Consider the following 19,441-nt stretch of genomic DNA (forward strand, 5'->3'; position numbering starts at 1 on the left):
CCGCACCCGCACCCGCACCCGCACCCGCACCCGGAAGAAGGCACACCATGACCATCGAGCAGCCCGCCTGGACCGGCCTGGTCTCCGTCGACGACACCGCCCTGGCCGTGACCGACACCGGCGGGCCCGGCCGTCCCGTGGTCTACCTCAACGGCTCCTACGCCGACCAGTCGCACTGGCGGCACGTCATCGCCGACCTCGGCGACGACTACCGGCACATCACCTTCGACGAGCGCGCCCGCGGCAGGTCGAAGCGCTCGGCGGACTATTCGTTCGAGGCGTGCCTGCGCGACGTCGACGCCGTCCTCACCGCGAGGGGCGTGGACCGGCCGATCCTGGTGGGCTGGTCCTACGGCGCGATGCTCGCGGTGCACTGGGCCGCCCGGAATCCGGACCGCGTCCTCGGGGCGGTGTCCGTGGACGGCGCGTTCCCGCACGAGTGGCTCGACGACGCCACCCGGGAGCAGGTCCGCAAGCTGTTCCGCCGGCTGAGCCCGCTGTTCCCGATCGCCCGCCGACTCGGCATGGCCGCACGGATGAGCGCCGAACAGCACGCCGAGATCAACCTTGAGATCAACGAGCTCTGCGCGCCCGCCGCCCTCGACCCGGTCTTCGACCAGGTGACCGCACCGGTCCGGTACGTGGTCGCCACGGGCGGCAACCTGGGCGGCGAAGCGAAGCTGATGGAACAGATCCGCACCAACCTCGACCCGGTGCTCGCCCGCAACCCGAACATCCGGGTCAGCGCGAAGGTCGCGAGCAACCACTCCAAGATCCTGCGCAAGGACTTCCACGCCGTCGCCGACGCAGTCCGCGACCTCGCCGCCACCCCCGCGAGCGTGGCCGGCTGAGCCCCGACCCGGCCTGACGGGCGAGGTGACGAAGCGCTCGCACGGCGGGGCGGCCGTTCGGGCGAACTTCCCTCGGAATCACCGCATTCGGGTGACTCGCGGCCGGCCTTGTCCGCCGGGGCCGTTAGCGTGATTGACCGTCATCGGCCGTCCGGTCGGGCGGAGCTGCGCGCAGCTCGGGGGTCAGGGAAAGCCGGGGGGCGGAGGCCTTCGTGGGATTCTCCACGCGCCGCTCGCCGTCCGGGGACGATCCCGACACCGTGCTTCACCAGCTGGGAGGTTCTCCGCCATGCCCGTGTCGAGTCGGTACCTGAACGCCTGGGAGGGCTTCTGGCGCGACGCACCGGCGGAGGCCGGCGCGGTGATCTGGGACGCGGAGCCGGCGCTCACCGCGAGCGTGCACCTCGCGCTGTTCGACCCCTACCTCGCCGACCCGGCGCTGCCCGTCGTCGACGTCGGCTGCGGCAACGGCACCCAGACCCGTTTCCTGGCCGGGCGCTTCGCCCAGGTCCTCGGGGTCGACCTGTCCACCGCCGCCATCGAGCTCGCCCGCACCCAGCACCCGGACGGGCGGGCCGAGTTCGCCCGGCTCGATGCGACCGACCAGCAGGCCGTCCGGGAGCTGCACGCCCGGCTCGGCGATGCCAACGTGTACGTGCGCGGCCTGATCCACCAGTCCGAACCGGCCGACCGCCAGCCGGTCGCCGACGCCATCGCCACTCTGGTCGGGGATCGCGGCCGGGCGTTCGTCGTCGAGCTGTCCGCGGCGGCGAAGGCCGTTCTGGCCGGCCTCGCCCAGCGCCCGGAAGGCCCTCCCGCGAAGCTGCGCCCCGTCTTCGAGCACGGCATCGCCCCCGCCGAGGTCGTCGACTCGGCCTTCGGCGAGCTGTTCCGCACCGCCGGGCTCACCGTCCTCGCCTCCGGCGAACTGCCGTTGTTCCTCACCGAGTTCACGCCCGACGGCAGCCGGATCGACCTTCCGTCCCACTGGCTGGTGGTGGGCGCGGACGGCGCACCGCAGAGGTGACCCGGTGGGGGCGGCCGTCGGGGCTCCCCCCACCGGGTCACACACGGGTCAGCCGGTGATCCGGGCGCTTTCGGCCGCCTTGTACAGCGGCTTCGTGATCGCGGAGGTGAACTGCGGGCCGACCAGGTGCCGGGTGCAGGAGGTGTCGCCGTAGTCGCAGACCCCGCCCGAGGCGTCGAACGACGGGCCCTGGGTGTTGTCGCCCACCACGGTGCCGATCCCGGAGGCCGGGTCGAAGTCGGCGATCCGGGGACCGCCGCTGGAGCCGCCGCCCATCACGCAGGGGGCGCCCCACTCGCCCGGGGGCAGCGGGTGGTCCTTGGTGCCGGGGAACTCGCGGGTCTGCCCCGCGCAGTAGGCGAGCCGGGCCCCGGTGTACTCGGGCAGGCCCTGGCGCGCGGGGTCGCCCGACGCCGCACGCGGGTAGCCGAACTGGTGGACCTTCGCGCTGCCCGGCCGGTCGAAGCCGATGCGCTGCGCGGCGCCGACGGCGTCCTGGACCCGCTTGCCCTCGGCGTTGCCGTTCAGGACCAGGAACGCCTGGTCGTAGGCGGAGTACTTGCCGTCCTGCTGGTCGTTGAGGAGCCAGGTGGCGTGGACGACCCCGGTGCGGGCGACGAACGTGCCGTACGGGGCGGTGCCGTCGTGGTAGCCGGGGACGAACATCGAGTTCGTCAGCCACTCGTTGTTCTCACCGAGCAGGTCGGTGTTGTTGACGCAGTGCGCCGCCGTGACGACGGTGCTGCGGTTGGCGCTGTCGACGACGGTCGCGGTGCAGCTCCCGTCCTCGCCGTGGTCGGTGAAGAAGAGCCGGCCCACCGTCTTGCTCAGGGTGGCGGAGCCGGTCCACGGAGCCCCGTCGGGGCCGCTCTTGGGCGGGTTGCCGGAGGACGGCTGGGTCAGGGCGGCCATCCGCTCCGGGGTCCAGTAGTCCAGGACGGCCTGCTGCTGCGCGGGCGTGACCGCCTCCGGGTGGACGGCCACCTGGCTGGTGGCGGCCCCGTCCTGCGGCGCGGCCCCTGCGGGCGCCGCCAGCGCGAGGCCGGCGGCCACCACGAGGGCGGTCAGGAGGACTCGGCCGCGCGCTCGACCGCGGGCCCGGTCGTGGTTCCGGTTGTGCTGACTGCTGGTCTGGCCATAGGTAGGTGGCATGCCTCGCACGGTAGGAGCGGGATGTCAGGTTCCTGTCGAGGAGGCGTTTCATCCGTCCATCGGTCACGTCAGGTTCCCGTGTGGAGCGCGTCTCATCCGTGTATCGGTCATGAGGATCGCAGGCCCCGTCACCGCTGAGCAGGGTGGAATCATCGCTGGGCCCGGCGGAAGTCGCCCGGGGTGCGGCCGGTCTCGCGGGCGAAGAACTTGCCGAAGTTGGTGGCCTCGGTGAAACCGAGCGCGCGACCGATCGCGGCCACGGGCAGGTCGGTGTGGGCGAGCAGCCGCTGTGCCTGTAGGGCGACGCGGGCGTCGGCGAGTTGCTTGGCGCTGCGGCCGGTGGCGGCCAGGCAGGCGCGGGTCAGGGTGCGCGGGGAGTAGCCGAGCCGCGCGGCGTAGTCCTCGACGGAGCGGGTGGCGGCGAAGGAGCGTTCCAGTTCGCGGCGGAAGGCGGGGTAGACCCCGGCACCGGGCGGGGAGAGGGCGGGGCGTCCGGCCGGGTCCGGGAGGCGCGCCATGCGGATGAGCAGCGCGCCGAGGAGCTGGCGCAGCAGCACTCCGGTCAGCTCGGCATCGACATCAGCACCGGCATCGGCATCGACATCGGCATCGACGGGCGCTGTCGGGCCGGGGGCCTGCCCGTCCCGCAGCCTCCGGTACTCCGTGTCCAGTTCCGTCACGGCGCGGTCGAAGGCGTCGAGCTCGGCCGGCGGCAGGAGCCGTGCGACGGGGCCGAACCCGTCGAGCATCTGCTGCGTCGCGGGCAGCGGCGGCGGGAAGTCGGCGGTGAACAGCAGCAGGACGGCGTCAAGGTCAGCGGGGCGGCCGTTCGCGTCCGAGGGCAGACGCTGTACCTGGCCGGGCCGCAGGTGCAGCAGTGTGCCGCGGGTGCACGGGTAGGTGACGAAATCGACCATGGCGGTGCCCTCGCCACCGCGCACCAGGATGAGCTGGTGGAAGTCCAGGCGGCTCGGCCGGCGGGCGACCGCGCTCTTCAGGCGCGGTTTCAGTGCGCCGAAGGTCAGCACCTCGATGCCGGTCCGCAAGCGGTCGGGGTTGTCGTAGGCGATGTCGACGACGTCGCGCTGTCCACTTTCGACCATGTCGAGTCCCGACTCTACCTCGCCCGAGGGGTGGCTGCGGCGGCATCGTGGAGTCACGGCCGAACGGCGGGCACCGCAGCGAACACCGCAGCGAGCGCCGCACCGGGCGCCACGCCCGGCAGCACAGCGAGCACCACACCGGGCGCCGCGCCGAAGGGCCGTCACCACCACCCGTTCCCGACCTGAGGACCCCTCACCATGCTCCCTGTCATCACCGACCCCACGCAGCTGCCGACCGTGTTCCAGGACGCGCTGAACGCCGGCGACGTCGACCACGTGCTGGCCCTGTTCGCCGAAGGTGCCACCATGCGCACGGTGGCCGGCGAGCTCCTCACCGGCGTCGAGGCACTGCGTGCGGAGATCGGCGGAACCGTCGCCGCCCGCGGCAGGCTGACGAACGTCCCGCGGCACAAGGTCATCGGCGCGGACACGGCCCTCCTGGTCACCGACTGGACCCTGGAGATCGACGGCCCCGACGGCGAGCGGATCGCCCCCACCGGCACCACCGCCAACATCGCCCGCCGCGACGCCGACGGCGGCTGGCGCTTCACCGTCCTCAACCCGCGCGGCATCGCCTGAGCCCTGCCGCCCCGCAACCTGGCGGCCCCCGGCGCCGGCTGAGCACTTCGGGGGGCGGCAGGCCCGCCGCCCCCGACCTGTGGGTGCGTCAGTTCCGTGGTGGGGCGGTCTGCCAGACTCCGGGAATGAGACATCAGCGAATCCTGGACCAGTTCGCGGCCCGGGGCCCCGTCCGAGGGCAGGCGGGATGACCGGCGCCGGACCGGACCTGCCCGCGGGTGCGCGCCGGGTCCCCTACCGCGATCCCGGGGTGCCGGACCACCGGAGTCCGCTGCGCTTCCTCTGGTGGCTGGTGCGCAGGCAGCGCGGCCGCGTACTGCTCGGCGCGACCTGGGGCAGCCTGTGGATGTGCGCCCTGATGCTGCCGCCCTACCTGATGTCCAGGACGATCGACGAGGGCCTCCGGGCCCGCGACAGCGGCGCGCTGGTCTTCTGGGTGTCGGCCGTCCTCGCGGTCGGCGCGCTCATCGCCGTCCTCGGGATCCTGCGGCACCGCACCATGACCTTCATCCGGGTGGACGCCGCGTACCGCACCGTCCAGGTCATCGCCCGGCACGTCAACCGGCTGGGGACGACGCTGCCGCGCCAGGTGTCGGCCGGCGAGCTGACCCACCTCCAGGCCGGCGACATCGGCCGGATCGCGCAGACACTGACCATCACCGGGCCCGGCGTCGGCGCGGTCATCGCCTACCTCGCCACCGCCGTCCTGCTGGTCCGGATCTCCGTCCTGCTCGCGGCGGTGATCCTCCTCGGGGTGCCGCTGCTGGCCCTCACCGTCGGCCCGTTGCTGGGGAAGCTGCACGGCGCCGAGGGCGGCTACCGCGAGCAGCAGGGGGCACTGACGGCCCTCACCGGCGACCTGGTCGCCGGGCTGGGCGTGCTGAACGGCATCGGCGGCAAGCCGATGTCCGCCCGGCGCTACCGGGAGCGCTCGCAGGCCCTCGTCCCGCTCGGCTACCAGGTGGCCTCGCTCACCAGTTGGGTGCAGGCGCTCGGCGCCTGCCTGCCGGTGGTCTTCCTGGCCGTGGTGACCTGGCTCAGCGCCCGGATGGCGGCCGCCGGTTCGATCACGGTCGGTGAACTGGTCGCCGTCTACGGCTACGTGGCGGCCCTGCTGGTACCGGTCTCCGCCTTCATCGAGGGCGCGGACGACCTGCCGCGCGGGCTGGTCTCCGCCCGCCGGGTGATCGACATCCTGGCGCTGCGGCCGGAGTCGACGCGCAGCCGGACGCTGACGACCCCGCCCGACGCTCCGGCGGGGCTGAGCGATCCCGACTCCGGCCTGCTGCTGCGGCCCGGGCGGGTCACCGCGCTGGCCGCCGCCCGGCCCGAGGAGGCCAGGGCCGTCGTCGAGCGGCTGGCCGGTTACACCGACTCCGACGCCACCTGGGGCGACACCAGGCTGTCCGACTGGGTGACCGCCGAACTGCGGCGCCACATCCTGGTGTCGGACGACGACGCCTACGTGTTCGGCGGCACGCTCCGGTCCGCCGTGTCGATCCGCGGCGACCGCACCGAGGAGGAGTTGCGGCGCGCCCTGCACGCCGCCGCGGCCGAGGACATCGTCGACGCCCTGCCGGCCGGCCTGGACGCACCGCTCGACGACCGCGCCGCCAACGTCTCGGGCGGGCAGCGCCAGCGGCTGCGGCTGGCCCGCGCCCTGCTGGCCGATCCCGAGGTGCTGCTGCTGGTCGAGCCCACCTCGGCGCTGGACGCGCTCACCGAGGCGGCCGTGGCGGCCCGGATCGGCGCCGTGCGCGGCGACCGGACCACGCTGATCGTCAGCACCTCCCCCTTGGTGCTCGGCCGCGCCGACGAGGTGGTCCACCTGGTGGACGGCAAGGTCCAAGCCACCGGTACCCACGGCGAGTTGCTCGCCCGCCATCCCGGCTACGCGGCGCTGGTGTTCCGCGGCAGCACCGACGACCACCCGGCAAGCGTCGCGACCGACCACCACCCCGAGAGCGTCCCGGCGGACGACCACCCGGCGAGCGTCGCGACCGACCACCACCCGGAGACCGTCCCGGCGAACGACCACCCGGCAAGCGTCGCGACCGACCACCACCCCGAGAGCGTCCCGGCGAACGACCACCCGGCAAGCGTCGCGACCGACCACCACCCGGAGACCGTCCCGGCGGACGCCGAGGAAGGAGTGGTCCGATGAGCGACCCCGACACCCCCTACCGCCTCCCGGTCGCCGACACCGCGACAGTGCGCCGGGCCAGTTGGCGCCTGCTGGCGGACGACGGCCGGGCGATGGGCGCGATCATCGCCCTCACCTGCCTCGCCGCCCTGGCGGGCATCGCCGGGCCGTGGCTGCTGGGCCGCATCGTCACCCGTGTCGAGAACCGCGAGTTGACGGTGAGTCAGGTGGACGGCTTCGCCGCGGCGGTCCTGGGGTTCGCCGTCGCCCAGCTGGTGCTCACCCGCTACGCCCGCTACCTCTCCCACCGGTTCGGCGAACGCGCCCTGGCCCGGCTCCGCGAGGAGGTCGTCGACCGGACGCTCGCACTGCCCGGGCGGTACGCGGAACGGGTCGGCGCCGGCGACCTGGTGACCCGTTCCTCCCTGGACGTGGGCACCGTGGCCGCCACTCTGCGCAACGCGGCCCCGGACGTCTTCATCGCCGCCGTCCAGGTGCTGTTCATCCTCACCGCGGCCTTCCTGCTCGGCCCGCTGATCGGGCTCTGCGCCCTGGCGAGCCTGCCGATCGTCTGGGCGGTGAGCCGCTGGTACCTGTCCCGGGCCCGGGAGGCCTACCTCGCCGAGGGGGCCGCGGCCGGCGGGGTCACCGAGGTCCTCAACTCCACCGCCCACGGCGCCCGGACCATCGAGGCGTACGGGGTCGGGGCACGCCAGGACGGCGCGGTCGACCGGGCCATCGACACCACCTACCGGACCCGCGTGCGCACCCTGTTCCTGCGGACCGTACTGTTCCCGGTCACCGAGTTCGCGCACGCGCTGCCGATGGCGCTCATCCTGCTGGTGGGCGGCCTCGGCTACCTCCACGGCTCGGTGACGCTCGGCGCCGTGGTGGCGGGCGGCCTCTACATGTGGCAGCTCGTCGACCCGCTGGACCGGGCGCTCAACTGGGTCGAGCAACTACAGAGCAGCGGTGCCTCGTTCGCCCGCATCAAGGGCGTCGGCCTGGTGTCGCAGGAGCCGCCGGCCACCGGCCTGCGCCCCGCCGACGACCGGATCGAGGCCGTCGGCGTGCGGTACGCCTACACCGGCTCGCACGACGTGCTGACGGACGTCGACCTGGTGGTCCGGCCGGGCGAGCGGCTGGCGGTGGTCGGCCCGTCCGGCGCCGGCAAGTCGACCCTCGGCAAGCTGCTCGCCGGCGTCGACGCCCCGGACGCCGGGCGGATCCTGGTCGGCGGCGTGCCGGTCGCGGACCTCGCCGCGGCGGGCGAGCTGGGCAACCGCATCGTGCTCATCACCCAGCAGCACCACGTCTTCATGGGGACGCTCCGGGAGAACATGAGGCTGGCCGCCCCGGACGCCGAGGACACGGCGGTCCTGGCCGCGCTCGCCCTGGTGGAGGCGGACTGGGTGCGCGACCTCCCGGACGGGCTGGACTCACTCCTGGGCGCCGGCGGGACGGAACTCGACGCCGCGCAGGCCCAGCAGCTCACCCTGGCCCGGGTCCAGCTGGCCGATCCGCACACCCTGATCCTGGACGAGGCGACCTCCCTGCTCGACCCGACCACGGCCCGGCAGGCGGAGCGGGCGATGGCCGCCGTGCGCTCCGACCGCACGGTCATCTCCATCGCCCACCGGCTCCAGACCGCGCACGACGCGGACCGGGTCGCCGTCATGGAGGCGGGCCGCATCGTCGAACTGGGCACCCACGACGAGCTGGTCGCCGCCGGCGGGCCGTACGCGGCGCTCTGGCGGTCGTGGAGCGGGGAGTCCTGACCGGCCGCCGCCGGGCTGTCCTCAGGTGCGTTCCGGGAAGCGGGGCTTGGACTTGCCGTCGCCGAACGGGCCCGTCGAGTGCTGGAGCGAGTGCAGGATGGCGAGGCCCTGGCTGACGATGCCCGCCGCCATCTGGTTGACCCCGTCGCTGCCGTTGAGGACGGTGAGCTCGGCTCCGGACATGCCCCGGGCCGCCGCGTCGGCGAGGGCCGGGAGGTTCTCCACGATCCGGTTGGCCGCGATGAGCTCCTGGTTGCCGCCGCGCAGCGAGTCGGCCCGGGCGGTGTTGGCGTCCGCCTGCGCCTGGGCGAGCGCCCGCTCGCTGTAGGCGTTGCCGTCCGCCTCGAACTTCACCCGGTCGCGGGCGGCCTCAGCCAGCGTCCGCTGCCGGTAGGCCTCGGCGTCCGCCGGGCGCCGCACCTCGGCCTCCAGTTGCTGGGCGGCCAGCGCGGCCCGGCGCTGGGCGAGCGAGGTCTGCTCCTCGATGACGTCCTGGGAGGCCCGGGCCTCGGCGAGCGGCCCGGCCTGGGCGGCCCGGGCCCTGGACTGCTCGGTCTCGGCGAGGAACCCGGCCCGTTTGATCGCGGTGTCCCGCTCGTACTCGGCCTTCAGCGCGGCCGCCTGCTGCTCCCGTTCGGTGGCCTCCTGGTCCGCCTTGGCCTGCGCGATCCGGGCCTGGCTGGCGACCGCCGCCACGTGCGGCGCGGCCAGGTTGTCGATGTACCCGGTCGAGTCCTCGATCTCCTGGATCTGCAGCGCGTCGACCACGATGCCGAGCTTCTCCATCTCGCCGTGGCTGCCCGCCATCACCTCCTGGGCGACCCGGCTGCGCTCCCGGATGATCTGCTCGACGGTCAGTCCGCCGACGATCGAGCGCAGGTGGCCGGCGAAGATCCGGCCGACGAGCTCCTCCATCTGTTCCTGTTCCGAGAGGAAGCGGCGGGCGGCGTTGGCGATCGACACGGCGTCGTCGCCGACCTTGAACACGCAGACCGCGCGCACGGTGAGCCGGATCCCCTGCTGGGTCACGCAGTCCTCGGCGATCTCCGCCTCCCGCAGGGCCAGGGAGAGCATGCGGACCTTCTGCTTGACCGGCAGGACGAGGCTGCCGTGCCCGGTGACGATGCGGAACTGGGTGTCCTGCACCTGGTGCTTGGACCCGGAGATGAGCATCGCCTCGTTGGGTGCGGGAACGTGCCAGAAGAACATGACCGACCACCTGACCTGCTGGGATCCGAAAGAGAGGCCCGAGGGCTAGAGCGCGGGCCAGGGCTAGCGCACGCCTCAGGGCGGCAGCAGCTCGACGATCACCGAGCGGGCCGAGATCGTGTCCACCACGACCACCCGGACGTCCCGGCCGACCGGCTCCGAGCACCAGGCCGCGAACACCTCCGAACCACCCCGGAGCGCGACCAGGACTTCTCCCGGGCCGCCCACCGGAATGGGCACCGTCACCTTGCCGACGGCTCCGACCGGGCTCTGCCGGGAGTCATCGACCGCGGGCATGCTCTCTCGCGCCACCGGCGCCTCCGGTCACCACGTCCGCCGTACCTGCACCGTGGACGGCCACCGGCCACCACCGCCTCGGAAGGCCCTGGCCGCCAGTCTCGCCACGGGTCGAGGACACCTGTGGCAACCGCCGACGGCGGCAGTACCTCGACCTCTTCCACGGTACTCCGGCAACGGCTCCGCCACCGGCCGTCCCGGCTCAGGGCACGGCCAGGGCGGCCGCGAAGCCGTGGTCCGGGATGTCGAGGAACCGCCGGTTGAACCGGACGAAGGGCTCGATCAGCAGGTCCACGAAGACCAGGAAGGCCACCGTGCCGATGCCCACCGGGCCGCCCAGCAGCCAGCCGCAGGCCAGCAGCACTCCCTCGATCAGCCCCTTCGCGCACCAGAACGGCCAGGTCCAGCGGTGCCGGATGGTGATCGCCAGCAGGTCGATGGCCCGGATGCCGAAGCCGCTCATGATGATCAGCGCCGAGGCGTAGGCGCACAGCAGCGCGCCGAGCAGCATCAGCGGATAGCTGCTCAGCCCCAGCCGGGCCGCCGGCCGCAGCCATTGGAAGAGGTCGATCAGGCTGCCGCACAGGAAGAAGGTCACGAAGGGCGAGATCACCGGGCGCTTGCGGTTCCACGCCGCCCACACCCCGATGCACACCACCGCGACGGCCGCCTGGCAGAGGCCGATGGTGAGCGGCAGGTGCTTGAGCACGCCCAGCGAGAAGACGTCGAGCGGGTCGGTGCCCAGATCGGACTGGATGAAGAAGTGGGCGCCCGTCGAGAAGACGACGCAGCCGGCCAGGTACACCAGCGCCCTGGGCAGTAACTCGCCCAGCCGCCAGGGGCGTTCGTTCGGATCGACGCTGCGGGGACGGTGGGACGCCATGAACTCCTCCGAGAGGGACGGGCGCCTGGCCCGCCATCGCCCCGGAAGCTTGGAGGCGCAGAGGACTGCGGTCGGTTCAGGCGAGCGACTGGTAGGCCAGGAAGCCGCCGAAGAGGATGACCCCGACCCCGGCGACCAGGTCGACGCCCTTCAGCAGCCGGGCGCTGAAGCGCCGGCGGAACACCAGCACGCCCGTGCTCAGCAGGGTGAACCACAGGAGCGTGCCGCAGCCGACGCCGACCAGCATGGACACCGAGGCGGGCAGCGTCCCGGTGACGTTCGCCGCCGTGGCCGCGGCGAAGGCGGCGGCCCAGTAGCCGATCGTCGCCGGGTTGGAGGCGGTGGCCGCCAGCGCCGTGCGGAACGCCGCCAGCGGGCGGACCACTTCGGGGTTCCGCTCGTCCTCGGTGGCCGCCCGGACCCGGAAGGCGGAGCGCAGCGAGCGCGCGCCGATGTACACCAGCACGGCGGCCCCGGCCAGCCCCAGGGCCGTGCGCAGCGCGGGGACGTCCAGCAGCCTGCCGACCCCGGCGAGGCCCAGGCCGGCGTAGGCGATGTCCACCAGGGCCGCGCCCAGGCCGATCGCCCAGCCGGTCGGGAAGCCGTCGCGCAGGACGCTGCGCACGCACAGCAGGCCGATGGGGCCGAGGGGCAGGGCGACCAGGAAGCCGAGGCTGAGCCCGGCGAACCACGCGGGGAGGATGTTCACCGCGGTCCCCCGCAGGTCACCGCGATCATTCCGGTCCGGTGGAAGGCCCAGCGGAAGGCCTGGCGGAAAGATCGACGGAAAGACCGGTGGAAGGACCAGCGGGAGGCCTGGTGCGAACACGTGCGCGACAATTCGCTCTGCCCCTCGTCACAACACCCGCCGATCAGGTCACTCGACGAGTTCCGATATGCCGAACCGTACCTCATCGCCTTCGGCGGGACTGAGGTCTTCCGGCGCGTAGAACAGCTCGTACACATTGGTCGACAACAACTGGCCGAGCCTGGTCAGCGCATACACGTCCGTGCCGCGCCGTTCCAGCCAGCCCTTGTCGACGAGCTGCTCGATCTCCGCCCCGAAGACGGCCTCCATGGTGACGCCGAACCGGTCGTGGAAGTCCGGCCGGTTGACCTCGCACATCTTGAGGCCGCGGATCATGACGCGGCGCATCTCCTGTTCCTTGGTGAGGTAGGTGGCGAAATCCAGCGGAATTTGACCACTTTCGACCATCTCGTAGTACTTCTTAAGCGGCTTGACGTTGACGAACAGCCGGTCGTGGATCACGCTCTTCGACGAGACGCCGAATCCGATCATCGGCCAGGTGCGCCAGTAGTACTCCAGGAACCGCGAGTAGTCGGCGCAGCGGTCGGGGTGGTAGTACCCCGTCGAACTGCGCCGGGCGAAGCCCGCCGCCTCCAGCGCGTCGATGGCGTACTCGTACATCCGGCGCTCGTCCTGCGCCGAGGGGAGCGCCATCCTCCCGGACGTGATGAGCGAGTGGAACGCCGTCTTGGGCCAGATCTCCAGGCCGTAAGCCGTGATGCAGGCCGGTTCGAGTTCGATGGCGCGGTCGACGCTGCGCTTCCAGTCGTCCACGGACTGGCCGGGCAGCGGGAAGATCAGGTCGATGTTGGTGTGCGTGAAACCGCCGTCGACGACGGTGCGGAAGGCGCGTTCGGCGGTGGCGAGGTCGTGCGAGCGGTTGCAGATCTCCAGCAGCCGGTCGTCGAACGCCTGGACGCCGACGCTGAGCCGGGTGAATCCGGCCTCCCGCATGCGCGCGATCTTGGCCTCGTCGACCGTCGAGGGGTCGAATTCCAGGCCGATCTCCGCACCCTCGTTGAATTCGAACGATTCCCGGCAGGCGTCCAGCAGCCGGGCCGTCTGGTCGCCGGTGAGGATGCCCGGCGTACCGCCGCCGAAATACACCGCGTCGACCCGGAACGCGGGGAAGGCCCGATTGGCGGCGAAGGCGCGGATCTCGCGTTCGAGCACGTCGACGTACTGGGCGAAGTGCTGCTCGTTCCGGTTGATGTAGACGGTGTAGTCGCAGAATCCGCACTTGGTGATGCAGAACGGGACGTGCAGGTAGAGCACCGCGTTCTCGGGGCGGAAGTACTCGTCGTACTCGTGGTGCCGGTATTTGAACGGGTACGTGTGGATGTTCCGTCGGATGATCTTCTCGGCCATCTGCTGTCGCTCCTTCGTCGGGGCCGGCCTGGCGTGGTGGTGGACGGGTCCGGGGGCGGAGGCCGTCAGCAGAGGACCTGGAACGGACGGACGTCGGCGTCCGCGTCGAGGTCCGGCCGGTCGTTGGGGACCACCGGGCGCCCGCACGAGACGAAGAGGTCGTCGTAGCGCGCCCGCGACCGCTCGCGGTAGTCGGCGGCGGAGCGGGCCAGCATCTTGACGACCTCCTCCGCGAGCATCAACTGGTACTGGCAGGACTCGGTGTTGAGGACGTTCACGTCGCCCGAGGCCACGTGGTTCTCCTGCCGGCAGCCCCCGCCGCACAGGTAGCGGGCCCAGCAGGACCCGCACACCCGGTGCTCGTCGACGGTGCGCCGCCACTCGGGGTGGTCCCGGGTGAGGCCCTCGGCCCCGGTGCCCACGTCGAAGCCCTGGTCGCCGACCAGGCGGTGGCAGGGGCTGACGCTGCCGTCCGGGGAGTGCGTGTAGTACGTCCGGCCGCCCGAGCAGAACGCCAGCGCCGCCGCGCCCTCGGTGACCATCTGCACGGCCCGCTCGTACTCCAGGACGCCCTTGAACCGGTTGTCGGGGGCGAACAGCCGCGGGTAGTGGACCAGGAAGTCCTTGAACTGCTCGACGATGCCGGGCTGGAGGAAGTGGTTGATGTACTGGATCCCCTTCGGCTCGGACAGCTTCCGGTCCCCCAGCGTGAGGGCGATCGGCACCGTCGTGCCCTGCTCCACCGGGTAGACGCCCGGATAGATCTGGAAGTAGTCGAAGAGGTCGAGCCCCCACAGGTCGAGCACGCTCTCGGTGAGGCTGGGCTGCGCCGTCGCGATGGTCATCCGGGCCACCAGGGTGACGTCGTCGCCGCACGCCTCGCGCAGCCGGAACAGGTTGCGGATGATCCGGTCGTAGGAGCCCTTCCCGTTCTTGGACGGGCGGTTGGCGTCCTGGACCTCGCGGCCGCCGTCGATCGAGACCGAGACGATGAACCGGTGGTCGCGGAACAGCTCCTCGACGCCCTGGGGCATCAGGGTGAGGTTGGTCGAGATCCGGTGGACGAACTCGGTGCCCGAGCGCCCGGCGAGGTCGCGGGCGCGTTCGCAGATCTTGCGGATCACCGTGAAGTTCGCCAGCGGCTCCCCGCCGAAGAACTCGAAGCGGACCCGCTGCCCGGGCGCGGCGTAACGGTGGATGAAGTCGAAGATCCAGGCGATCGAGTGCTCGCCCATCGCCTCGGTGATCCGGCCGTAGTCCCCGCCCTCGGCGAAGCAGTACGTGCAGGCGAGGTTGCACACGTTCGTCAGGTTGACGTTGACCGCGAAGTCGGCGCCGTCGGACAGCGCGCTCTCCCGGAGCCGGATGCGGTTGGCCTCCCGGCCGGTGGCGGCGCCGGCCTGCAACCGCTCCCACGCCCGCCGCTCGTCCAGCCGCAGGTGGTCGACGCCGGAGGCCAGCCGCTCGGCGGTGTCCGCCGGGGCGAGCAGCAGCCGGTGGCTCCCGGTGATGAGGACGGCCGACAGGTCGTCGCTGAACGGCAGGACGCGGTAGTCGGTCCCGTGCCGCATCGGACCCGCCTGCTCCGTCGCGCTCGCGGGCCCGGTCATGACCTGGCGCGGGGCTGGAAGAGCGGCAGCGGCGAGACGTCCTCGTTCAGCGTTCCGGCGGAGGCCTCCACGGTCGGGAAGTGCGCACGGTCGAAGACCTGGTGGAGGCTGGAGGTGCACTGCGGCGGTACGGCCACCTGGACGCCGACCTCGCCCGCCGTGCTCTTGGCCGCGATGTACCGGAAACTCTCCTGCGGGGCCAGCTCGATGACCTGCCAGCCCTGGTCCGCGGCCGGGTCGCCGTAGCGGCGGTGGTAGGCCCGCACCGGCGCGGCGGAGGTGTTGCGCACCTGGACGTGCAGGGCGCGGACGTCGCCGTGCCAGTCGAAGCGCGCCAGGTCCAGGTGCTCGGCGGCGGGGAGTTCCGGCACCCGGGTGCGCGGGCGGGCGTCGGGCAGCAGGACGATCGGCGAGCGGGCCCCGCAGCCGACGCAGGCGCCGGCCGCGTCCAGGCCGACCAGGTCGGCGTTCAGGCCGTAGCGGGTGATCTGGAGCTGCCCGCACCGGTGGCACCAGGTGTTGGTCGACTCCGTGTCGTACACGTTCCCCAGGTAGACGTGGTTGAGCCCCATGTCCATGGCGACCTTGCGGGCCCGTTCCAGCCGGTCGACGGGGGTGCGGATGGTGTTGGTCATCTTGTAGTCCGGGTGGAAGCGCACGAAGTGCGTGGGCACGTCCGGGCTGAGCCGCTCGCCGACGAACCTCGCCATGTCCCGGGCGGTCGCCTCGTCGTCGCTGAGGTCGGTGACCATCAGCGTGGAGACCTCGACGTGCTTCCCGGCCCGGAACACCTGCTCGGTGCCCTCCAGGACCGGCTCCAGCCAGCCCTTGGTGATCTTCCGGTAGTACTTCGGGTCCAGGGACTTGATCGACACCGAGAAGATGTCGATCACCGGGATCAGTTCCTCGATCGCCTCGCCGCTGATGAAGAACGCGGACTTGTAGAGGTTGACGATTCCCGCCGCCTTGGCGAGGGCGGCCGTCTCCACCACGAACTCGTGCCACACCACCGGGTCGTTGTAGGTCCAGGAGATCACCTTCACGCCGTGCCGGACGGCGATGTCCACGACCTCCTCGGGCGTGTAGTGGTAGACGTCCTTGTCCTCCACGTGGCGCGCCTGCGACGTCTTCCAGTTGTGGCAGTAGTCGCAGTTGAGCATGCAGCCGACGTTCCCCATCGAGAGGATCCGGGCGCCGGGCGCGTAGTGGAACACCGCCTCGGTCTCGATGGTCTCCTCGGTGGCGTGGACCGAGCGCCCGTAGTTCAGGGTCACCAGGCGGCCGTCCCGGTTGGCCCGGACCATGCAGAATCCGTGCTGGCCGGGGCGGATCCGGCAGTTCCGGGGGCTGAGATGACATCGGACCACGCCGTCGTCCAGGCGTTCCTCCAGCCTGGCGGGGCGCGGTTCCTTGTCCCAGGTGTTCTGCGACATGGCTGTTCCTTCCGTGCGGTGGTACGGACACGGTGGTACGGAGGCGGTGGTGCGGCGGTGGTGGTACGGCGGCGACGGGTCGGGGCCGGACGGGTAGGTCCCGGACGGGCAGGGGCGGGCGGCCCGGCGCGGTCGTCCGCACCGGGCGGGGCCCTCCGGATCAGGCCGTCGCCGGAGGAGGTGCGGTCACGTGCGCGGGGCACGCCAGGACGGGGCGCGCCGGGACGGCGCAGTCGGGAAACCCGAATTCCCGCACTGTGGTGTGGAATTCGACATCGGCCCGCCCGTACATCCGCCCGTGGTCCGGAACGCCACTGTCCCGGTGTCTCGCTTTCACCGGGCGGGCCGGTTCCGCGCGGGTTTCCGCGGTCACGAACGTCAAGCGGATCTCACTTTCCCTCATGACGAAGCCACTGCTGAGAAAAACGCCTCGTGAAGAGGCCGAAGCGGAGCGGGAGTTCGGTGAGAAATTCGCCAACTGCGATGAGCTTCGGCGTACGGGCTCCCGCCTGTCAAGAAGTCCGCGTGCCGCCCGATCCGGCCAACACCCCGAAGCGGACAGCGCCCTCCGGTCGCGGCGGGGAGCAGGTTAGGCAAGCCTCACAAGCGGTGATCTCGCGCCTGCCCAGCGGGTTCCCGGGCCGGGGAACGGCGGGGGCCCATCCGGCGGGGCGGCGCGGCCGGGATCGCCCGGTGCGGGAGGAGGGCCGAAAATCGCCGCCGGTCGGTGGAATACCTGCCGCCACAGGGCCGATCGGCCGCCCCACCCGCCGCTCGCCGAGCACCGGTAAAGGCGGTCCCGAGGGGGGGCGTGTGGAGCGGCCGGGGCAACGAGGGGCGGCTGCCGGGAATTCAGGGGGCGGTGGGGCCGGACGGGGAGAGGATCCGGGAGAGGCCGAACTCGAAGCGCTCGGTGAAGGCGGCGTCCTCCAGGTGCGGGGCGACCCGGGCGAGCGCCGGGTAGTCGCCACCGGCGAGGGCCGGGCCGAGGGTGTGCACGCCGTCCTGGGCGGCCAGGGCCTGCTCCTCCTGGGCCAGGCCGAGGGTCAGGTACTGGATGGTCCAGAACACCCAGGACGCGTGGCGCTCGTCCAGTCCGCCGTCGAGGAGCGCGGCGATCATGGCGTCGGTGAAGCGCAGGGTGCCGGGCTCGGCGGCGTAGGTGCCGGCGACGATGACCGCGCCGTCACGGTGGGCCAGCAGGCACCGGCGGTAGCGGTGGGCGAGCTCTCGGGCCCGTTCGCACCAGGGCGCGGGCAGGTCGTCGAGCGGGATCTCACCGACGATCGCGTCCGCCATGAGTTCCAGCAGGCGGCCCTTGGTCTTGGCGTGCCAGAGCACGGTGTTCATCCGGACGCCGAGCCGTTCGGCGACGCCGCGCACGGAGACGGCGGCGGCGCCCTTGTCGTCCAGCAGGTCGAGGGCGGCGCGGACCACCGTGTCGGAGTCGAGTCGGGTCCGGGGGGCGTCCGGGGCTTGCTTCTTGGTCACTGACCTAGTCTACTGGAGCCAAGTCATTGGTCACTGACCAAGAGAGGGATGAGTCATGGAACAGGTCGTCATCGCCGGCGGGGGCCCGGTCGGGCTCTGGCTCGCCGCCGAACTCCGGCTGCAGGGCATCGAGGTCACCGTGCTGGAGAGCCGTACCGAACCCGACCCGCACTCGCGGGCCACCACCGTGCACCCGCGCACCCTGGAACTGCTGGCCTGCCGCGGCCTGGTGGAGCCCTTCCTCGCCGAGGGCGTCCGGATCCCCGGCGGGCACTTCGCCGCACTGCCGCCCCGGTTGGACTTCAGCCGGCTGGACACGCCGTACCCGTTCACGCTCGCACTCCCCCAGGTGCGCACCGAGGCACTGCTGGCCGAACACCTCCGCTCGACCGGCGCCCGGCTGCTGCGCGGACACCGCGTCACCGGACTGGACCAAGGCGACGACGCGGTCACCGTCCACGTCCACGGCCCGGACGGCCCCCACCGGCTGCGCACCGCCTACCTGGTCGGCTGCGACGGCACCCGCAGCACCGTGCGCGAGGCGGCGGGCATCGGCTTCCCCGGCACCCCGGCCACCGCCTGGGCCTGGATGGCGGACGCCGTGCTCGACGCGCCACCGCGCTGGCGCTCCGTCTCCAACGAGCAGGGCACCGTGATGGTCTTCCCGCTGCCCGGCGGGGTGCACCGGGTGGTCGGCAACGACACGGCGACCGTCCACACCAAGCCCGGCCCGCTGACCTTCGAGCAGCTGCGCGCCAAGGTCCGCGGGATCACCGGGACGGACTTCGGGATGCGCGAGGCCGGCTGGATCTCCACCTTCGGCAACGCCTCCCGCCAGGCCGACCGGTACCGGCACGGGCGGGTCCTGGTGGCGGGCGACGCCGCGCACTCGCACTTCCCGGCCGGCGGGCCCGGACTCAACGTCGGCATGCAGGACGCCGCCAACCTCGGCTGGAAACTCGCCCGCACCATCACCGGCGCCGCCCCCGACGGCCTGCTCGACAGCTACCACGCCGAGCGCCACCCGGTCGGCGTGGAGCTGCTGCGCTCCACCCACGCCCAGTCCGGGCTGATGACCGACCACTCGCGGACGACACTGGCCCTGCGCGGCCTGCTCGCCGAACTCATCACCGGCGTCGACGAGTTCTCGGACGAACTGGCCGGCCGCGCGGCCGGCCTCGCGACCGCCTACCCGGCCGACCCCGCCGACGGGGCGCACCCGCTGACCGGCTCCCGGGCGCCCGACCTGAGGCTCGCCGGGCCCGCGGACGGCACCGGCCTGTTCACGCTGCTGCGCCCGGGCCGCCACGTCCTGCTCGACCTCACCGGCCGGGCCGGCGCCGAGTTCGCCGCCCTCGCCCACGCCACCAGCCCGGGCGTGACGGTGCACAGCGCGCCGCTCGCCGCGTCGCGGCCCGCCTGGCGCGGCGTCACCGCCGCCCTGGTCCGGCCCGACGGGCACCTGGCCTGGCTCACCGAGGAGCAGCACCTCCCCGCACTGGTCACGGCCGCGCACGCGGCCGTCACGGCGACGACCGCCCACCCTTCCGCCGCGATCCCTCTACGCTGAGGACCGGTCGGCCCACGGGCGCCCCCTCCGGAGCCCCGAGGGCCGGCGGCAGCCGCTCGGGCAGGTCCGCGGCGCCCCGCCGGCTGCCGACCTGATGCCGCTCACCACCGCCCCGGCCACCCGCCGAGCCCGCACCGGA

At 72.5% G+C, this 19,441-nt stretch carries 16 protein-coding genes; 6 read left to right on the forward strand and 10 right to left on the reverse strand.

The window, feature by feature from the left end:
• The first annotated feature begins 47 nt into the window (after window positions 1-47).
• Together ACIPLC_RS17155 and ACIPLC_RS17160 are read left to right on the forward strand one after the other, a co-directional pair.
• Entirely contained in the window at window positions 48-851 is an 804-nt protein-coding gene (locus ACIPLC_RS17155) for an alpha/beta fold hydrolase (protein ID WP_400473796.1), read from the forward strand.
• Between the two features lie 289 nt (window positions 852-1,140).
• Complete coding sequence (locus ACIPLC_RS17160) at window positions 1,141-1,878, forward strand: class I SAM-dependent methyltransferase (RefSeq protein WP_400473797.1); 738 nt, start codon at window positions 1,141-1,143, stop codon at window positions 1,876-1,878.
• 48 nt (window positions 1,879-1,926) lie between these two features.
• On the opposite strand, the gene ACIPLC_RS17165 is transcribed toward ACIPLC_RS17160, so the two are convergent.
• Both ACIPLC_RS17165 and ACIPLC_RS17170 read right to left on the reverse strand, forming a co-directional pair.
• The gene (locus ACIPLC_RS17165) at window positions 1,927-3,030 is read right to left on the reverse strand and encodes a trypsin-like serine peptidase (RefSeq protein ID WP_400473798.1); all 1,104 of its coding nucleotides are present in this window, start codon (window positions 3,028-3,030) and stop codon (window positions 1,927-1,929) included.
• 149 nt (window positions 3,031-3,179) lie between these two features.
• The gene (locus ACIPLC_RS17170) at window positions 3,180-4,133 is read right to left on the reverse strand and encodes an AraC family transcriptional regulator (protein WP_400473799.1); all 954 of its coding nucleotides are present in this window, start codon (window positions 4,131-4,133) and stop codon (window positions 3,180-3,182) included.
• A 198-nt stretch (window positions 4,134-4,331) separates the two neighbouring features.
• Here ACIPLC_RS17170 and ACIPLC_RS17175 point away from each other — a divergent pair, with 198 nt between their 5' ends.
• The 3 genes from ACIPLC_RS17175 (at window position 4,332) to ACIPLC_RS17185 (ending at window position 8,633) form a co-directional block, all read left to right on the forward strand.
• Window positions 4,332-4,712 (forward strand): nuclear transport factor 2 family protein, encoded by a 381-nt coding sequence (locus tag ACIPLC_RS17175; RefSeq protein ID WP_363624713.1) that lies wholly within the window; start codon window positions 4,332-4,334, stop codon window positions 4,710-4,712.
• 187 nt (window positions 4,713-4,899) lie between these two features.
• Entirely contained in the window at window positions 4,900-6,876 is a 1,977-nt protein-coding gene (locus ACIPLC_RS17180) for an ABC transporter transmembrane domain-containing protein (RefSeq protein WP_400473800.1), read from the forward strand.
• Window positions 6,873-8,633, forward strand: coding sequence for an ABC transporter ATP-binding protein (locus ACIPLC_RS17185; RefSeq protein ID WP_400473801.1), 1,761 nt, complete (start codon window positions 6,873-6,875; stop codon window positions 8,631-8,633). The genes ACIPLC_RS17180 and ACIPLC_RS17185 overlap by 4 nt, the downstream gene beginning before the upstream one ends.
• A gap of 21 nt (window positions 8,634-8,654) precedes the next feature.
• On the opposite strand, the gene ACIPLC_RS17190 is transcribed toward ACIPLC_RS17185, so the two are convergent.
• From ACIPLC_RS17190 to ACIPLC_RS17225, 8 genes are all read right to left on the reverse strand, one after another.
• Entirely contained in the window at window positions 8,655-9,842 is a 1,188-nt protein-coding gene (locus ACIPLC_RS17190; RefSeq protein ID WP_400473802.1) for an SPFH domain-containing protein, read from the reverse strand.
• Between the two features lie 75 nt (window positions 9,843-9,917).
• Window positions 9,918-10,139, reverse strand: coding sequence for a hypothetical protein (locus ACIPLC_RS17195; RefSeq protein WP_400473803.1), 222 nt, complete (start codon window positions 10,137-10,139; stop codon window positions 9,918-9,920).
• 202 nt (window positions 10,140-10,341) lie between these two features.
• Window positions 10,342-11,022, reverse strand: a complete 681-nt coding sequence (locus ACIPLC_RS17200) for a YitT family protein (RefSeq protein ID WP_400473804.1) — start codon at window positions 11,020-11,022, stop codon at window positions 10,342-10,344.
• Between the two features lie 76 nt (window positions 11,023-11,098).
• Entirely contained in the window at window positions 11,099-11,731 is a 633-nt protein-coding gene (locus ACIPLC_RS17205; RefSeq protein WP_400473805.1) for a LysE/ArgO family amino acid transporter, read from the reverse strand.
• 168 nt (window positions 11,732-11,899) lie between these two features.
• Entirely contained in the window at window positions 11,900-13,198 is a 1,299-nt protein-coding gene (locus ACIPLC_RS17210; RefSeq protein ID WP_400473806.1) for a coproporphyrinogen-III oxidase family protein, read from the reverse strand.
• Window positions 13,199-13,263: 65 nt separating this feature from the next.
• Window positions 13,264-14,769: a radical SAM/SPASM domain-containing protein gene (locus tag ACIPLC_RS17215; RefSeq protein ID WP_363624701.1), complete on the reverse strand. Its 1,506-nt coding sequence runs from the start codon at window positions 14,767-14,769 to the stop codon at window positions 13,264-13,266.
• A 35-nt stretch (window positions 14,770-14,804) separates the two neighbouring features.
• A complete protein-coding gene (gene amrS / locus ACIPLC_RS17220) occupies window positions 14,805-16,241 on the reverse strand; it encodes an AmmeMemoRadiSam system radical SAM enzyme (RefSeq protein ID WP_400473807.1) in 1,437 nt (478 codons plus the stop codon).
• Window positions 16,242-17,093: 852 nt separating this feature from the next.
• Entirely contained in the window at window positions 17,094-17,732 is a 639-nt protein-coding gene (locus ACIPLC_RS17225; protein ID WP_363624698.1) for a TetR/AcrR family transcriptional regulator C-terminal domain-containing protein, read from the reverse strand.
• Window positions 17,733-17,787: 55 nt separating this feature from the next.
• On the opposite strand from ACIPLC_RS17225, the gene ACIPLC_RS17230 reads away from it, so the two are divergent.
• Complete coding sequence (locus ACIPLC_RS17230) at window positions 17,788-19,302, forward strand: FAD-dependent monooxygenase (protein ID WP_363624696.1); 1,515 nt, start codon at window positions 17,788-17,790, stop codon at window positions 19,300-19,302.
• The last annotated feature ends 139 nt before the right edge of the window (window positions 19,303-19,441 follow it).

The organism is Kitasatospora sp. NPDC086801, assembly GCF_044745805.1.
Taxonomy (GTDB): Bacteria; Actinomycetota; Actinomycetes; order Streptomycetales; family Streptomycetaceae; genus Kitasatospora.

What these genes read in the sequence shown, in the direction of transcription:
- ACIPLC_RS17175 (WP_363624713.1), top strand. Translation starts at nt 4,332, where the DNA reads ATGCTCCCTGTCATCACCGACCCCACGCAGCTGCCGACCGTGTTCCAG.
- ACIPLC_RS17230 (WP_363624696.1), top strand. Translation starts at nt 17,788, where the DNA reads ATGGAACAGGTCGTCATCGCCGGCGGGGGCCCGGTCGGGCTCTGGCTC.
- ACIPLC_RS17170 (WP_400473799.1), bottom strand. Translation starts at nt 4,133, where the DNA reads ATGGTCGAAAGTGGACAGCGCGACGTCGTCGACATCGCCTACGACAAC.
- ACIPLC_RS17180 (WP_400473800.1), top strand. Translation starts at nt 4,900, where the DNA reads ATGACCGGCGCCGGACCGGACCTGCCCGCGGGTGCGCGCCGGGTCCCC.
- ACIPLC_RS17210 (WP_400473806.1), bottom strand. Translation starts at nt 13,198, where the DNA reads ATGGCCGAGAAGATCATCCGACGGAACATCCACACGTACCCGTTCAAA.
- ACIPLC_RS17215 (WP_363624701.1), bottom strand. Translation starts at nt 14,769, where the DNA reads ATGCGGCACGGGACCGACTACCGCGTCCTGCCGTTCAGCGACGACCTG.
- ACIPLC_RS17155 (WP_400473796.1), top strand. Translation starts at nt 48, where the DNA reads ATGACCATCGAGCAGCCCGCCTGGACCGGCCTGGTCTCCGTCGACGAC.
- ACIPLC_RS17185 (WP_400473801.1), top strand. Translation starts at nt 6,873, where the DNA reads ATGAGCGACCCCGACACCCCCTACCGCCTCCCGGTCGCCGACACCGCG.
- ACIPLC_RS17195 (WP_400473803.1), bottom strand. Translation starts at nt 10,139, where the DNA reads ATGCCCGCGGTCGATGACTCCCGGCAGAGCCCGGTCGGAGCCGTCGGC.
- amrS (WP_400473807.1), bottom strand. Translation starts at nt 16,241, where the DNA reads ATGTCGCAGAACACCTGGGACAAGGAACCGCGCCCCGCCAGGCTGGAG.
- ACIPLC_RS17165 (WP_400473798.1), bottom strand. Translation starts at nt 3,030, where the DNA reads ATGCCACCTACCTATGGCCAGACCAGCAGTCAGCACAACCGGAACCAC.
- ACIPLC_RS17190 (WP_400473802.1), bottom strand. Translation starts at nt 9,842, where the DNA reads ATGTTCTTCTGGCACGTTCCCGCACCCAACGAGGCGATGCTCATCTCC.
- ACIPLC_RS17160 (WP_400473797.1), top strand. Translation starts at nt 1,141, where the DNA reads ATGCCCGTGTCGAGTCGGTACCTGAACGCCTGGGAGGGCTTCTGGCGC.
- ACIPLC_RS17200 (WP_400473804.1), bottom strand. Translation starts at nt 11,022, where the DNA reads ATGGCGTCCCACCGTCCCCGCAGCGTCGATCCGAACGAACGCCCCTGG.